Annotated in this window: 17 protein-coding genes; 2 read left to right on the top strand and 15 right to left on the bottom strand. The window is 53.7% G+C overall.

Features of this window, described 5'->3' with window-relative positions; genetic code table 11:
- Positions 1–14: 14 nt before the first annotated feature.
- From plsX to B2T33_RS15065, 3 genes are all read right to left on the bottom strand, one after another.
- Complete coding sequence (plsX, locus tag B2T33_RS15075; protein ID WP_063089467.1) at positions 15–1,094, bottom strand: phosphate acyltransferase PlsX; 1,080 nt, start codon at positions 1,092–1,094, stop codon at positions 15–17.
- A gap of 255 nt (positions 1,095–1,349) precedes the next feature.
- Positions 1,350–1,928, bottom strand: coding sequence for a YceD family protein (locus tag B2T33_RS15070; protein WP_008891100.1), 579 nt, complete (start codon positions 1,926–1,928; stop codon positions 1,350–1,352).
- On the bottom strand, positions 1,921–2,502 hold the full coding sequence (locus tag B2T33_RS15065) for a ubiquinol-cytochrome C chaperone family protein (protein WP_371810694.1): 582 nt from the start codon (positions 2,500–2,502) through the stop codon (positions 1,921–1,923). The genes B2T33_RS15070 and B2T33_RS15065 overlap by 8 nt, the downstream gene beginning before the upstream one ends.
- A 156-nt stretch (positions 2,503–2,658) precedes the next feature.
- On the opposite strand from B2T33_RS15065, the gene B2T33_RS15060 reads away from it, so the two are divergent.
- Positions 2,659–3,108 carry an outer membrane protein assembly factor BamE gene (locus B2T33_RS15060; RefSeq protein WP_008891102.1) on the top strand — a complete coding sequence of 150 codons (450 nt, stop codon included), beginning with the start codon at positions 2,659–2,661 and terminating at the stop codon, positions 3,106–3,108.
- A gap of 29 nt (positions 3,109–3,137) precedes the next feature.
- Here the strand turns inward: B2T33_RS15060 and thiL are convergent, their stop codons facing one another.
- The 9 genes from thiL to rpiB all read right to left on the bottom strand — a co-directional run bounded on the left by thiL (position 3,138) and on the right by rpiB (position 10,258).
- A complete protein-coding gene (thiL, locus tag B2T33_RS15055; protein WP_286792481.1) occupies positions 3,138–4,112 on the bottom strand; it encodes a thiamine-phosphate kinase in 975 nt (324 codons plus the stop codon).
- Position 4,113: 1 nt separating this feature from the next.
- Positions 4,114–4,611, bottom strand: coding sequence for a transcription antitermination factor NusB (gene nusB, locus B2T33_RS15050; RefSeq protein ID WP_063089462.1), 498 nt, complete (start codon positions 4,609–4,611; stop codon positions 4,114–4,116).
- Entirely contained in the window at positions 4,611–5,075 is a 465-nt protein-coding gene (gene ribH, locus B2T33_RS15045) for a 6,7-dimethyl-8-ribityllumazine synthase (protein WP_008891105.1), read from the bottom strand. The genes nusB and ribH overlap by 1 nt, the downstream gene beginning before the upstream one ends.
- 4 nt (positions 5,076–5,079) lie before the next feature.
- On the bottom strand, positions 5,080–6,234 hold the full coding sequence (gene ribB, locus B2T33_RS15040; protein ID WP_286792480.1) for a 3,4-dihydroxy-2-butanone-4-phosphate synthase: 1,155 nt from the start codon (positions 6,232–6,234) through the stop codon (positions 5,080–5,082).
- Positions 6,235–6,240: 6 nt separating this feature from the next.
- Positions 6,241–6,828, bottom strand: a complete 588-nt coding sequence (locus B2T33_RS15035; protein WP_063089459.1) for a riboflavin synthase — start codon at positions 6,826–6,828, stop codon at positions 6,241–6,243.
- 4 nt (positions 6,829–6,832) lie between these two features.
- Positions 6,833–7,954 (bottom strand): bifunctional diaminohydroxyphosphoribosylaminopyrimidine deaminase/5-amino-6-(5-phosphoribosylamino)uracil reductase RibD, encoded by a 1,122-nt coding sequence (gene ribD, locus B2T33_RS15030; RefSeq protein ID WP_286792479.1) that lies wholly within the window; start codon positions 7,952–7,954, stop codon positions 6,833–6,835.
- Positions 7,954–8,427 (bottom strand): transcriptional regulator NrdR, encoded by a 474-nt coding sequence (nrdR, locus tag B2T33_RS15025; protein WP_008891109.1) that lies wholly within the window; start codon positions 8,425–8,427, stop codon positions 7,954–7,956. The genes ribD and nrdR overlap by 1 nt, the downstream gene beginning before the upstream one ends.
- Positions 8,428–8,451: 24 nt before the next feature.
- On the bottom strand, positions 8,452–9,726 hold the full coding sequence (gene glyA, locus B2T33_RS15020; protein ID WP_064789160.1) for a serine hydroxymethyltransferase: 1,275 nt from the start codon (positions 9,724–9,726) through the stop codon (positions 8,452–8,454).
- A gap of 88 nt (positions 9,727–9,814) precedes the next feature.
- Positions 9,815–10,258, bottom strand: coding sequence for a ribose 5-phosphate isomerase B (rpiB, locus tag B2T33_RS15015; protein WP_008891111.1), 444 nt, complete (start codon positions 10,256–10,258; stop codon positions 9,815–9,817).
- Positions 10,259–10,722: 464 nt separating this feature from the next.
- Here rpiB and B2T33_RS15010 point away from each other — a divergent pair, with 464 nt between their 5' ends.
- Positions 10,723–11,142, top strand: a complete 420-nt coding sequence (locus tag B2T33_RS15010; RefSeq protein WP_008891112.1) for a MucR family transcriptional regulator — start codon at positions 10,723–10,725, stop codon at positions 11,140–11,142.
- 122 nt (positions 11,143–11,264) lie between these two features.
- Here B2T33_RS15010 and B2T33_RS15005 read toward each other — a convergent pair whose 3' ends face one another.
- The 3 genes from B2T33_RS15005 to B2T33_RS14995 form a co-directional block, all read right to left on the bottom strand.
- Positions 11,265–12,380, bottom strand: coding sequence for a branched-chain amino acid ABC transporter substrate-binding protein (locus B2T33_RS15005; RefSeq protein WP_008891113.1), 1,116 nt, complete (start codon positions 12,378–12,380; stop codon positions 11,265–11,267).
- Positions 12,381–12,586: 206 nt separating this feature from the next.
- Positions 12,587–12,943, bottom strand: coding sequence for a DUF6867 family protein (locus tag B2T33_RS15000; protein ID WP_008891114.1), 357 nt, complete (start codon positions 12,941–12,943; stop codon positions 12,587–12,589).
- 11 nt (positions 12,944–12,954) lie between these two features.
- Positions 12,955–13,665 carry an ABC transporter ATP-binding protein gene (locus B2T33_RS14995; protein ID WP_286792524.1) on the bottom strand — a complete coding sequence of 237 codons (711 nt, stop codon included), beginning with the start codon at positions 13,663–13,665 and terminating at the stop codon, positions 12,955–12,957.
- Positions 13,666–13,678: the final 13 nt, after the last annotated feature.

Here is a 13,678-nt window from a genome sequence, read left to right as displayed (position 1 = left end):
TTCTGGTGGGTTAATCAGTTGGCTTGACCAACAGGAACGGCAACGTCTTCTTGCTCCGCATTTTCAAGGCCGCTCATGGCCTCTTCAAATAGTGCAAGCTCGTGCTTGATGCTGTCATTGAGGTTGTTCACGATCAGATCGTGGCAAACCCCGATGGCGTTGGAAAAACCAAGCGCGTCAGTGCCGCCATGGCTTTTGACCGCAATACCATTCAGGCCAAGCAACATGGCCCCGTTATAACGGCGCGGATCCATGCGATCACGGAAACGCTGCAGCGAACGACGGGCAAGAAGATAACCGATCTTGGCAAAGAACGAACTTTTGAACGTCTCGCGCAGGAAATGCACCAGCAGACGCGCAGTACCTTCTGCGGTTTTCAGCGCAACGTTGCCGGTAAACCCGTCAGTCACGATCACATCGACCGTACCCTTGGCCAGGTCATCCCCTTCAACAAAGCCCTCAAAACGGATCGGCAGATCAATGTCGCGCAAAATCGCCGCGGCTTTCTTGACCGACTCATTCCCCTTGAGTTCTTCGATACCAACATTGAGCAAACCGACAGACGGTTTTTCAAGGCCAAACAGGATCCGTGTGAACACTTCACCCATCAGGGCAAACTGCACAAGGTTGTGTTCGTCACATTCGATGTTTGCGCCAAGGTCAAGCATCACCGTCTCGCCGCGCTGTGTCGGCATATAGGTGGCAATTGCCGGGCGATCGATGCCGCGGACAGTTTTCAAAACGAACTTGGCCATCGCCATCAGCGCACCGGTATTCCCGGCAGACACGACACCCTGTGCGTCGCCCTCTTTGACGGCGTTGATGGCAAGACGCATGCTGGAATCACGGCGCTGGCGAAGCGCGACGGAAGGTTTGTCTTCCATCATGACTTCCTGCGAAGCGTGGCGGATGTCGCTGACAGCTTCCAGTGTTGGATATTTGGCCAAAAGCGGTTTGAGTTTCGCTTCATCACCAAACATCAGAAACTTGAGATGGGGCAAACGCTTGAGCGCAATTTCGGCACCAGCCAAAACCATCTCAGGCGCGTGGTCTCCTCCCATCGCGTCAAGTGATATGCAAACCTGTTCAGGCAACGTATTCTCTTATGGTTGTTCTAAAATCTCTGAACCGGGTATCCGGCAGGCAAGCCAATAGGCAAAGCTTGTCATCAATGGGCCGGAACGCCCGTAATTACCGGAATTCTCCACCAGATACAAGGTAAAGCACATTCCGGCTGCCCACACCATAACAGCGTGAACTCGATCATAGTGCAGTCAAAATGTGAAATGCCGGTAAATACCGGCATATTCAACAAGCCTAATCATCAGACGTTCCCGCCTGGATGACCACTATTTTTTCTTTTCAAGCTGTTCTTTAAGGCCTGCAAGCTGCGCAAACGGGTTGGGTTTGTCGGCGTCGGCCTCTTCTTCGGTCTGGATCGAGTCCGGCAGCTCCGCATCATCCTTGCGCGGATACGGGTCCATCGCAACGGCAAGGAACTGTGCAACAACCTCGCCCAGATCAATCATGCCATCAACAAGCGGTTCGGGCTGTTCAAGCAGCGCCATCAATTCGGCTTCCGACAGATTTTCAAGATCGTCCGGGTTTGACGGCATGTCTTCTTCGGAAACATGCGGCGAGAAAAGAACTTCGACCGTATCTTCAACGGTTTCCGGCACGGGCTCCAGTGTTGCGACACAGCGCTGAACGATTTCGGCACTCATCGGGCCACGCACGGTAACTTCGCCGTTTGACGCGGTTTTAACTTCGAGCTCGGCGCGCAGGCTATCGATGGAAACCAGCTCGAACCGTTTGGCCAGTTCGGCACGTTCCTTTTCATTGGCTTCAATAACAAGTTTCTCTTTGCCACTGACCATTTCATCGGTTTTGACAATACGGGAAAACTCGGGGGTAAAATTATCAGGCATCAGGTCGTTCTTTCTCGTGCGAGTCAGATACAGCAACAGCCGGGACATCGGGAAAATGAACCGCGCCGTTCTGCATTTGCAAAATGGTTTGATTTTCAAGGCTGGTCAGCGCGTCGTGGATATAGCCGACCATCGCCATAAGTTGTTCATTGCTGACATTACAGTCAGCGTAAAGATTACGGTCCAGTGCGGCGGCAAGCTCGGCTGCGCCAGACTGAACACCTTCTTCATAGGCAACAATGCGCCCATGGTAGGATTCAGACATCTTGCGGATCCGTTTCAGGATACCGACATCGCCGATCCCCATTTCACGCATGTTCTGATCAAGATCAGAAAACATCACATCAAAGATGCGCTGTGCAAGATCACGGTCACCATCATCGGCCTTCAAACGGCGAAACAGGATGAATGCATGAACGAGAATAAGGTCAAAGCGCCCTTCCATCTTATCGGGAACGCCAAGCTTTGCGTAGAAGTCCGGTTGGCGCGCCTGGGTTACCATTGCCGTGTAAAGCTCGAACGCAGCAGTTTGCTTGCGGTCTTTTTTCTTAAGCCATCCAAACAACAGTAACACTCCTTCGTTGACATTCCTGTCGTGGCACGCAGAATGCCGTAAATCTCATTGGGGCATGTCTGCCCCATGCATTGCCCGGCAATATCATGCGCCTCGCGCAGAAACTCAAGGCAATTCCGGTTTCGCTTCAAGAAGAGGGTCGCTCAGGTGAGCTTCATGGATAACAAAACTACCCGCATTCCCCTGATCATGCTGGCAGGGCTGGCTATTGCCTTTGTCGCTGCCTGCAGCCCCAGAATTGCGACCCGCGGCCACGCGCCGGACCCAGAACAGCTTGAACAGATCTCTGTCGGAGAATCGACCAAGGGTGATGTGACCAATATTCTGGGATCGCCATCATCGGTTGCCGCCTTTGACGAAAATGTCTGGCTTTATATTTCCAGTGTGACCGAGACCGTTGCGTTTTTCGAACCTGAAACCGTCCAGCAGAAAGTCATTCTGATCAGCTTCGATGCGGCCAATCGCGTCGAAATCCTGAGTGAATATGACCTCGAAGACGGCAAACCGGTTATCCCGACGGACCGCGTTACACCGACTGCCGGTCGTGAAATCACGATCCTGCAACAGCTGTTCGGCAACCTCGGCCGCTTCAGCGAGCAGAAATAAGCCGGCTGAGCCGATCAAGAGATCTGTCGTTATTTAAAATGGTCGAACCCGCCATCTGCGAGTTCGGCCATTTTTCCATCCGTCCCGATCAGTGATACAACACCAACTTCATCCGTCACCCCGCCGATGACGGTGAACGCATCGCCCAGGGCAGCAACATCATCGGGTGCGCCAGCAATCAGAAGTTCGTAATCATCACCGCCCGCAAGAATGCGCGACCACTGGTCTTCATCACCATCCAGCACAGCGCGCGCTGCCTTGGATAACGGAACAGCATCGCGGTTGATCACAAGACCGACACCCGAAGCAGAGCAAATTTTGCGACAATCCCCTGCAAGCCCGTCGGAAATATCCATGGCAGCCAGGCGTCTTTCCGATGCGATACAGGCCGCACTTTCCGTCATCCGCGGCTGCGGCAACCAATAACGGTCTTTCAGGAACTCGGCCAAATCCGGGTCAAGATCGGGAAATTCGCCGTTCAGTAGTGCGAGCCCCAAGGCCGCATCACCCAACGTTCCGGTGACGGCCAAAACATCGCCCGGCTTTGCCAGATCACGTCGCAGGGCCCTGCCCGTTGGAACATAGCCAAATGCGGTCAGACTGAAGAATGTCGGACCCGGGGTTGCAACCGTATCTCCGCCCCAAAGTGAAACATCATAAGCCGCACAGTCTTCGCCAAAGCCCTTGGCAAATCGCGCAACCCAGTCATCAGAAAGATCGCGATTATAACCCGAACTCAAGACGACGCCGCCCGGTCGGGCGCCCATGGCCGCCAAGTCCGACAGGTTCACGCGCAGAACTTTCTTCGCGATCAGTTCCGGTTCATCAATGCTTCGGAAATGGACATCAGCCACCAGCGCATCGGTTGTGACAACAACCTCGTGCCCGGCTGGTGGTGAAAATACGGCCGCATCATCCTTCAAAGACAATGCGGCCGGATCACTTTGCGCAATGGGCGCAAAATGGCGCGCGATCAGTTCAAATTCGCCGGATCGCGCTGCCATATCAATTCTGTCCGGCTTCACCGGGACGCAAGGTTTTCCCGATGCGATCCAGCACGGCATTGACCAGCTTCGGTTCGTTCTCGTCAAAGAACGAATGCGCTGCGTCGACATATTCCGTGATGACAACCCGCATCGGCACGTCTTCACGTGCGATCAGTTCATACGTGCCCGCACGCAAGATGCTGCGCAGAACCGTCTCAAGACGCTGCGTGGTCCAGCCCTTTTCAAGCGCACCATTGATCAGCGCATCAAGATCGACCATGCGCGCGGCAACACCCTGAACCAGATCGGCGAAAAAGCCGCGATCCGGATCGATCAGGTCTTCGTTCGGCACATCAAGATCGCGACCACCCGTACCATCAAGGCGGAAGTCGGAATATTCGCGCACGATATCAGCGGCAGGCAGTTGCGAAAGCTCTGCCTGGTAAAGCGCCTGAATAGCGGCAAAACGCGCCGCGCTGCGCCGTTGTGCGGCTGATGCCTTTGATTTCTCGGTCATTACTTGTGATGTATTCCAAAGTGGTTTTGAACTTCAATCTGACGCAGAACAGCTTTGGCAGCTTCGCCGCCCTTGTTCTTTTCGTCAGCCTTGGCCCGTGCAAGTGCCTGCGCCTCGTTCTCGACAGTCAGGATGCCATTGCCGATTGCCAGGTTGTAGTCAAGGCAAAGCTGCATCAGCGCACGGTTGGCTTCTTCGCAAATGTGATCGTAATGCGTGGTTTCGCCACGGATAACACAACCCAGCGCAAGATAACCGTCATAGCGCGGACCGGTAGCCAGTTCTTCCATCGACTGCACAGCATAACGGATGGTAATTGGCACTTCAAACGCACCCGCGACCGAAATACGGTCCCATGTCGCGCCACCAGCTTGCAGCGTCGAAGCAGCCCCTTTGACAAGGTCTTCGACGATATGCGTGTAATACGGCGCATCCACAATCAGAATGTGGGGGGCGTTGCTCATGATTTTATTCCTCCGAGACGACAAGCGGACGCTGATCAACCAGATTTAGACCGAAGCCGTCAAGTCCTACAATGTGGCGTTTGGTATTTGAAAGCAGAATCATGTCGCGAATGCCAAGATCATGCAAGATTTGCGCACCAACACCATAGTCGCGCAAATCGCCATCACCGTTTTCATTCGCCAGTTCCTGACGCAGGGCATCGCCATCACCGCCATTCACCTCGATCAGTTTGGCAATCGAAGCAGACAGCGTGTTCGGGCGCGGTTCACGGATCAGGACAACCACACCACGCCCCTCCTCGCCGATCTGGCGCATGGCGGCCGAAAGTTGGCCCTGATGCCCCGTTTGGGTATCGCCCAAGACATCTTCTATCACATTTAGGGCATGCACACGGGTCAGAACCGGCGCTTCATCAGAAATATCGCCTTTAACCAGCGCAATATGTTCGGCATAGGTGACGTTGTTGACATAAAGATGCATGTCAAACTCGCCGCCATTCACACTTTTGATCTTGGTGGTGGCCTTACGCTGCACGACCTTTTCATGCTTGCGGCGATAGCGGATCAGATCGGCAATCTGCGCGATCTTGAGATTGTGTTTCTTGGCGAACTCGACCAGTTCTGGCAAACGCGCCATTTCACCCGAATCACTCATGATTTCACAAATGACACCCGACGGGTTCAGGCCCGCAAGGCGTGCGATATCAACAGAAGCCTCTGTATGGCCAGCACGTACCAAAACCCCACCCGGACGGGCACGAAGCGGGAATACATGGCCCGGTGTCACGATGTCGTGGCGACCAGCATTGGGATCAATTGCGACGGCCACAGTCCGCGCACGGTCCGGTGCCGAAATACCGGTGGTGACGCCGGTTTTGGCTTCGATCGATACGGTAAAGGCTGTTTCGTGGCGCGTGCCGTTATGCGCACTCATCATGGTCAGGCCAAGCTCGTCGCAGCGCTCAGACTCAAGCGTCAGGCAAATCAGGCCGCGGCCATGGGTTGCCATGAAATTGATGGCATCGGGCGTTGCCATCTGGGCCGGAATAACAAGATCGCCCTCGTTTTCGCGGTCCTCGTCATCGACTAGAATGAACATCCGGCCATTGCGGGCTTCTTCGATGACGTCTTCGATTGGCGAAAGATAATTATGCGGCATTGTTGATCAATCCTTGCCCAGCATGCGCGCGACGTAGCGTGCCAGCATATCGATTTCAAAGTTGATCCGGTCGCCCGGTTGCTTTGAACCCAATGTGGTTTCGTTTTGGGTATGAGGTATCAGATTGATACCAAATGTGTTTCCGTCAACCTCGTTGACAGTCAAAGACACACCTTCAAGTGTCACCGACCCCTTGGAGGCGATATATTTTGCAAAGGCCTCGGGCACTTCGAATGTCAGGCGCAAAGAGTCGCCTTCGGGTACGCGTTTGGTCAGCGTTGCAACGCCATCGACATGCCCGGATACGATGTGACCACCCAATTCATCGCCGACACGCGTCGCCTGTTCGAGGTTGACCTTGGATCCGACAACAAGATCACCCAGCGTTGTCCGCGACAGGCTTTCTGCCGATGCCTCGATGGCAAACCAGTCATCACCGGTTTCGATCACGGTCATGCAGGCACCATTGCACGCGATCGACGCCCCCAAAACGATCTTTGAGGTATCAAACGATGTGGTGAACTCAAACCGGGTGTCGCCGGTTTTCTTGATTGCGCGAACGGTTGCGATATCGGTGATGATGCCAGTGAACATTCATTTATTCCGCTATTTTATCGTAGGTTACCGCAATATCTGCACCAACTTCACGAACTGAAGTACGTTTGAAATGCGGTGCGTCTGCAAGCTGTTTCAAACCAAGGTCCGCAATCATTGCCTTGCCGTCACCACCAATCAGCGATGGCGCGACAAAATGAATGATACGATCGACAACTCCCGCCCTGATCAAACCGGCGGCAAGATTTCCGCCACTTTCAACAAGGACACGCGTCAGACCTTCATCTGCCAGCTTACGCAGGACATCATGTAGGTCCAGATGATCGCCTGCGCATCCCGCAGAAATCACTTTTACCGCAGTTTTTTCAAATTTTTCCGATAGTTCGGCGAAATTCTTGTCGGCTGTCACCACCCATGTCGGCACATCGTCGGTCGTCTCGACAAGCCTGGCAGTAACCGGTACGTCGCCTGCGCGGTCCAGAATGACACGCACCGGCGATTGATACTCCCGCCCGGCAATGCGACAAGTCAAACTCGGATCATCGGCGATAACCGTCTTGGCACCAACCAGAATGGCGTCATGGTTGGCGCGCAGCATGTGACCGGCTTCGCGTGCGCTAGCACCCGTAATCCACTGGCTTTCGCCACTGGCCGTCGCAGATCGCGCATCAAGGGTCGATGCCAGTTTAAGGGTGACAAACGGACGGGAACGCTCGGCCTTGGAAAGGAACCCTTCATTGACACGGCGGGCCTCGTCGGCATAAAGCCCGACATCAACCTGAATGCCGGCATCACGCAACATTTCATGCCCTCTGCCCGACACGCGCGGATCCGGATCTGTCAGCGCGCTGACAACGCGCGACACCCCGGCTTCGATAAGACCGGTTGCACAGGGCGGCGTTTTGCCAACATGGCTACAAGGTTCAAGGGTAACATAGGCGGTTGCACCACGGGCCAGCGGACCGGCCAGATCAAGGGCAACACGTTCGGCATGCGGGCGGCCACCGGGCTGCGTGTGACCACGGCCAACGATGGTGCCATCAGAAGAAACAAGGACACAGCCAACCGACGGGTTAGGCCAGACATTTCCCAAACCGCGTTTTGACAGGCTCAATGCGACCCGCATGAAATGCCGGTCGTCTTCGCTAAACGCGGGGGCTGTCATTACTCTGCGTCCGCCTCTTCTTCCCCATCATGCATTTTTTCGACGAATTGTTCGAAGTCACGCGCTTCACGGAAATTCTTGTACACCGAAGCGTAGCGTACATAAGCCACCTGATCGAGGGCATTCAGCGCCTCCATCACCATTTCACCAATGGTATCGGTGGAAATATCGCTTTCGCCACTGCTTTCAAGACGGCGTTGAATGCCATTAAGGGCCTTCTCAACACGTTCGTCTTCAATCGGGCGTTTGCGACAGGCAAGAAAGATCGACCGCGCCAGCTTGTCGCGGTCGAACAATTCGCGTTGCCCGTCTGTCTTCACAACCATCAATTCACGCAACTGGACACGTTCAAATGTCGTGAAGCGCGATCCACAGGCAGGACAGAACCGGCGGCGACGAATGGCATGATGCTCTTCGGTCGGACGGGAGTCCTTAACCTGGGTATCGGTATGTCCGCAAAACGGGCAACGCATATTTTTATCTAAGCCTCAAATCGATCAGGAATAGATCGGGAAACGCTTGCAGAGGTCTTCAACCTTCGCACGGACGGCGGCCTCGACTTCGGCATTGCCTTCCGGGTTGTCGACCATGGCATCCAGAACGTCACCGATCAGTTCACCGATCTGCTGGAATTCGGCAACACCGAAACCACGCGTGGTACCAGCCGGCGTACCAAGACGCACGCCAGACGTAATGGTCGGCTTTTCGGTGTCAAACGGAATACCGTTTTTGTTACACGTAATGCCTGCACGTTCCAGTGCGACTTCCGCCGTGTTGCCTTTCAGGCCCTTCGGACGCAAATCCACCAGCATCAGGTGCGTATCGGTACCGCCGGTCACGATGTCAAAGCCACGTTTGACAAGGACTTCGGCCAGTGCCTTGGCGTTATCAACAACCTGCTGGGCATATGCCTTGAATTCCGGACGCAGTGCTTCTCCAAAGGCAACCGCCTTGGCCGCAATCACATGCATCAGCGGACCACCCTGCAGACCCGGGAAGACGGCGGAATTGATCTTTTTGCCGATCTCGAGGTTGTTTGACAGGATCATGCCGCCACGCGGACCACGAAGGGTTTTATGCGTGGTGGTGGTCACGACATCTGCATAAGGAAGCGGGCTCGGATGAACGCCACCGGCAACCAGGCCAGCAAAGTGCGCCATATCAACCATCAGCAAAGCGCCAACCTTGTCAGCGATTTCGCGGAAACGCTTGAAATCGATCTGACGCGGAATGGCCGAACCACCGGCAATGATCAGGGCTGGCTTGTGCTCGACCGCAAGGGCTTCGACCTGATCGTAATCAAGGGTCAGATCGTCTTCACGAACGCCGTACTGAACCGCATTGAACCACTTGCCCGACAGTGCCGGACGTGCGCCGTGCGTCAGGTGACCACCAGCATCAAGTGACATACCCAGAATGGTATCGCCCGGCTTGCAAAGGGCCAGCATCACCGCACCGTTTGCCTGCGCACCGGAATGGGGCTGAACGTTGACAAACTCGCAGCCGAAGATTTCCTTGGCGCGATCAATTGCCAGCTGTTCGGCAACGTCAACATATTCACAACCACCATAATAACGGCGCGAAGGATAACCTTCGGCGTATTTGTTGGTCAGGACAGTGCCCTGTGCCTCGATAACCGCTTTGGAAACGATGTTTTCCGAAGCAATCATCTCGATCTGGTTCTGCTGACGATCAAGCTCGTCGGTGACAGATTTGTACAGTGCCGGATCAGCTTCGGCCAAGCTGGTGGTGAAAAAGCCTTTGAACGACATGCGGGGGCCTCTTTCGATGCGATGTGACGGGTAACGATCCCTTAAGGAACCGCCTGCCCGTTCCGGTTGATGCCAGATGGCGAGAAAATCAGACGGAGCAGGACATTTTTGCGACGCGACCTTCATGACGACCGCCTTCGAATTCGGTCGACAGGAAGGTATCAACGCAATCAAGTGCCGTGGCTTCGCCAATAAGGCGGGCACCAAGGCAAAGAACATTTGCGTTGTTATGTTGACGGCAAAGTTCCGTGGAAAGACGGTCATGAACCAGCGCTGCGCGGATTTGCGGATAACGGTTGGCTGCCATGCTCATACCGATGCCAGATCCACAGACGAGAATACCCGCCTCGGCCTTGCCATCGATAAGGGCCTTGGCCACTGCCTGCGCATAATCGGGGTAATCAACCGAAGCCGAACCATCTGTGCCCAGATCAAGCACTTCAATCCCGCGCTTTTTCAAGGTTTCAGCAATGGTTGATTTCAGTTCCACACCACCGTGGTCGGAGGCAATCGCAAGGGTTTTGACGGTCATAGGCGTGCCTTTATTCAAAAGCAAAAGTTAAAATTTGAGCGCCTTGTAGCATATAGCGTCGGGGCTGCCAACGCGCAGCTCATGCAAAACAGCAAGTTTTCCAAACAGAACTGACGCAGTAAAACCGTTATGGTTCAAACGCTCCGTATATTGAACACATATGTCAGCTTTAACGCCGTCAACAAGGTCCATGCAGGTATCAGAATGCCGCCATGGCCGTAAAGTACGATCCAGCCATATAAACAGTATTATTGCGCAATCTGTTTGGTTGTATTTCCTGTACGGTCTGAAATTTAAGAGGGTTTAATCTTCTCTGCCAAAGCATAAACTTTAATATAACATCCCTATAAACCAAAACATGCTCTATTAAACAAATAACCTTGTGTTTTTCTGTGGTTTGACTATACCGATTGAATAGTGCATTAAGTTTAATGTGATTTATCAAATGAAGGATTACTTCAATTATGGCTGAAACCGAGAACAGCGTGCTTGATCGCGACGAACTTTTACAGATGACCGTCGACATTGTATCTGCCTATGTCAGCAACAATGCGCTTGCCGCGGCACAGATTCCGGAACTGATTTCGACTGTCTTTGCTTCTCTTGATGATATACACGGTGTTGAAAAAGAACCGGAACAGGAACCGTTGAAACCGGCTGTTCCGATCAAAAAATCTATTGGCGATGATTATATTGTCTGCCTCGAAGACGGCAAAAAGCTGAAAATGCTGAAACGTCACCTGCGCACGACCTACAACCTCACCCCGGAAGAATACCGTGCGAAATGGGGCCTGCCGGCAGATTACCCGATGGTCGCACCGAATTACGCCAAGCAGCGTTCGCAGTTTGCCAAGAAAATCGGTTTGGGTCGCAAGGCGAAATAACGCCTTCCCCAACCAAATACCGAAAGAAAAAACGCCGCCCTCATTCAGGGCGGCGTTTTTCGTATCCGACTGCAAAAGTCGGGTCAGCCCAGCTCTAGGCTGGACTGACCGTTCGCAGTTGATCACGGATTCTGGATAGCACCGTCGGTGTACTGACCGTCTTTCCAGGTGTAGATCCAGTAACCCGGAGCATCGACGTCGCCTTTGGCGTCAAACGAGATTTCGCCAAGAACGGTGTCGAATTTCTCGGAATGCAGGGCATCTACAACCGGCTCGAAGTCGGTCGAGCCAGCTTTGTTGGCAGCCTGAGCCCAAGCCTGGATCGCACCATAGGTGAACAGGGTGTAACCTTCCGGCTTGTAACCGATTTCGTCGAAGTATTTGACGAGGTCGGCGTTGCGCGGATCGGTTTCAATTGCAGGCGATGCGGTGAAGATGGTGCCTTCGCCGGAATCACCGGTAATTGCCCAATATTCAAGGGTGTTGATCGCGTCACCAGACATGACCATGGTGTCCATGCCCTGTGCGCGCATCTGACGAACGATCAGACCGAGTTCGGTGTGGTAACCACCATAATACAGAACTTCGATGCCTTCGGACTTCAGCTTGGTCACCAGAGCCGAGTAGTCTTTCTCAGCCGGGGTGATTGCTTCGTAAAGGGCTTCGGTTACGCCGTTCGCATTGAGGTTTTTCTTGGTTTCGTCAGCCAGACCTTTGGAATAAGCCTGTTTGTCGTGAACGATGGCGATTTTCTTGTCGCCATAGTTTGCAGCCAGGTATTTACCAGCAACTTCACCCTGCTGATCGTCACGACCGCAAACACGGAACACGTTGTCCATGTCACGTTCGGTCAGCTGCGGGTTGGTCGAAGCCGGGGAAATCTGGATGATGCCCTCTTCGAAGTAAACTTCCGAAGCCGGGATCGAGGAACCAGAGCAGAAGTGACCAGCAACAAGTGCAACGTCTTTGCTAACCAACTGGTTGGCAACAGCAACAGCCTGTTTAGGATCGCAAGCGTCATCGCCGATTTCGAGGACGAGCATTTCGCCGTTCACACCACCAGCTGCGTTGATGTCAGCAACTGCTTTCTCTGCACCCTGGGTCATCTGTTCGCCAAATGCAGCATACGGACCGGTCATCGGACCAACGGTCGCGACAACGATGTCAGCTTTTGCTACACCCATTGAAAGAACAAGCGCGGAAGCAGTGGCAAGAAGGCCGAGCTTGGTTTTCGACATAAGAGAAGTCTCCCTGTTCCAAAGGTTGATTCCATCACCATGACAGAATCATCTTTTTGGATCTGAAACCGGCCCGTGTTTATCGCCGATTACCGGTTTCAGTTCCCTCGCACCATAGCGCTCCGTATTCGGGGCGCATGAGTACAAACCAGATGATTGCCCGTTATCGGGCAACCATGCGGGGACGCGTTACGTCCCCGCAAATATCAGCGAACATCAGCACCTTCGCGGGCGCGATACGCAAACGGACCAACCCGTTCATACAGCCACGGATATTGCGACAGCATCTTGTTCACCTGCGTCAGGCGGAACGCCGCGAAGGTGATTGCAAACAGGATTACCGTATCAAAAATGTAGCCGGAAAGTGAAAGAAGCTCACCTTCAAACAGGGCAAAAACCATGAAGCGGTCAACGCAGCCAAGCAACAGTGCATAAGGCACAAGTTGCCAGGCCGGACGCCACGTGTTTGCGATGGCCTGACCGGTCATGAAACCGCAGAACCCCATCAGGATGATGGTCATTCCGATTGTGACACCAATGCTGGTACCCGTAATCGCTTCCATCTCAGAACTCCCTAGTGGCCACCCTCGAGGTAGGCTGTGCGGACTTCCGGGTTTGCCAGAAGTTCTGCACCCGTCCCCGAGAGCGTGATATTGCCATTGACCATCACATATCCACGATGAGCCAGTTTGAGCGCATGGAATGCGTTCTGCTCAACGAGGAAGACCGTCATCTTTTTCTCGCGGTTAATCTTCTCAACCGTTTCGAAAATCTGCTTCACGATCAGTGGCGCCAGACCAAGTGACGGCTCATCAAGCAGAAGAAGACGCGGACGGCCCATAAGCGCACGGCCAATCGCCAACATCTGCTGTTCACCACCAGACATCGTACCGGCACGCTGGTTGATGCGTTCCTTCAGACGCGGGAACAGATCAAACACCATTTCGATATCCGAATTGAAATATTTCGGATCCTGGGTGATTGCGCCCATCTGAAGGTTTTCATAAACCGACATGCGCGGGAAAATACGACGCCCTTCCGGGGACTGCTGAATACCAAGCTGGCAGATCTCATGCATTGGCATGCGACTGATATCCTGGCCTTCAAACAGAATGCGCCCCTTGCTGGCCTGCGGCGAACCGCAGCAGGTCATAAGCAACGTGGTTTTGCCGGCACCGTTGGCACCGATCAGGGTGACGATTTCACCTTCATTGACTTCCATATCAATGCCCTTGAGGGCTTCGATATTGCCATAGAAGGTATGAACACCTTCGATTTTAAGCATGGACATATCGATG

Source organism: Thalassospira sp. UBA4513, from assembly GCF_002388495.1.
Lineage (GTDB): Bacteria > Pseudomonadota > Alphaproteobacteria > Rhodospirillales > Thalassospiraceae > Thalassospira > Thalassospira tepidiphila.
Note: the sequence above shows the minus strand (reverse complement) of the source record. Positions and strands in the feature narration are given on the sequence as shown.

Coding starts and splice junctions, on each gene's coding strand:
- B2T33_RS15070 (WP_008891100.1), bottom strand. CDS start 1,928: ATGCCTGATAATTTTACCCCCGAGTTTTCCCGTATTGTCAAAACCGAT.
- B2T33_RS15060 (WP_008891102.1), top strand. CDS start 2,659: ATGGATAACAAAACTACCCGCATTCCCCTGATCATGCTGGCAGGGCTG.
- thiL (WP_286792481.1), bottom strand. CDS start 4,112: ATGGCAGCGCGATCCGGCGAATTTGAACTGATCGCGCGCCATTTTGCG.
- nusB (WP_063089462.1), bottom strand. CDS start 4,611: ATGACCGAGAAATCAAAGGCATCAGCCGCACAACGGCGCAGCGCGGCG.
- ribH (WP_008891105.1), bottom strand. CDS start 5,075: ATGAGCAACGCCCCCCACATTCTGATTGTGGATGCGCCGTATTACACG.
- ribB (WP_286792480.1), bottom strand. CDS start 6,234: ATGCCGCATAATTATCTTTCGCCAATCGAAGACGTCATCGAAGAAGCC.
- B2T33_RS15035 (WP_063089459.1), bottom strand. CDS start 6,828: ATGTTCACTGGCATCATCACCGATATCGCAACCGTTCGCGCAATCAAG.
- ribD (WP_286792479.1), bottom strand. CDS start 7,954: ATGACAGCCCCCGCGTTTAGCGAAGACGACCGGCATTTCATGCGGGTC.
- nrdR (WP_008891109.1), bottom strand. CDS start 8,427: ATGCGTTGCCCGTTTTGCGGACATACCGATACCCAGGTTAAGGACTCC.
- glyA (WP_064789160.1), bottom strand. CDS start 9,726: ATGTCGTTCAAAGGCTTTTTCACCACCAGCTTGGCCGAAGCTGATCCG.
- rpiB (WP_008891111.1), bottom strand. CDS start 10,258: ATGACCGTCAAAACCCTTGCGATTGCCTCCGACCACGGTGGTGTGGAA.
- B2T33_RS15010 (WP_008891112.1), top strand. CDS start 10,723: ATGGCTGAAACCGAGAACAGCGTGCTTGATCGCGACGAACTTTTACAG.
- B2T33_RS15005 (WP_008891113.1), bottom strand. CDS start 12,380: ATGTCGAAAACCAAGCTCGGCCTTCTTGCCACTGCTTCCGCGCTTGTT.
- B2T33_RS15000 (WP_008891114.1), bottom strand. CDS start 12,943: ATGGAAGCGATTACGGGTACCAGCATTGGTGTCACAATCGGAATGACC.
- B2T33_RS14995 (WP_286792524.1), bottom strand. CDS start 13,665: ATGCTTAAAATCGAAGGTGTTCATACCTTCTATGGCAATATCGAAGCC.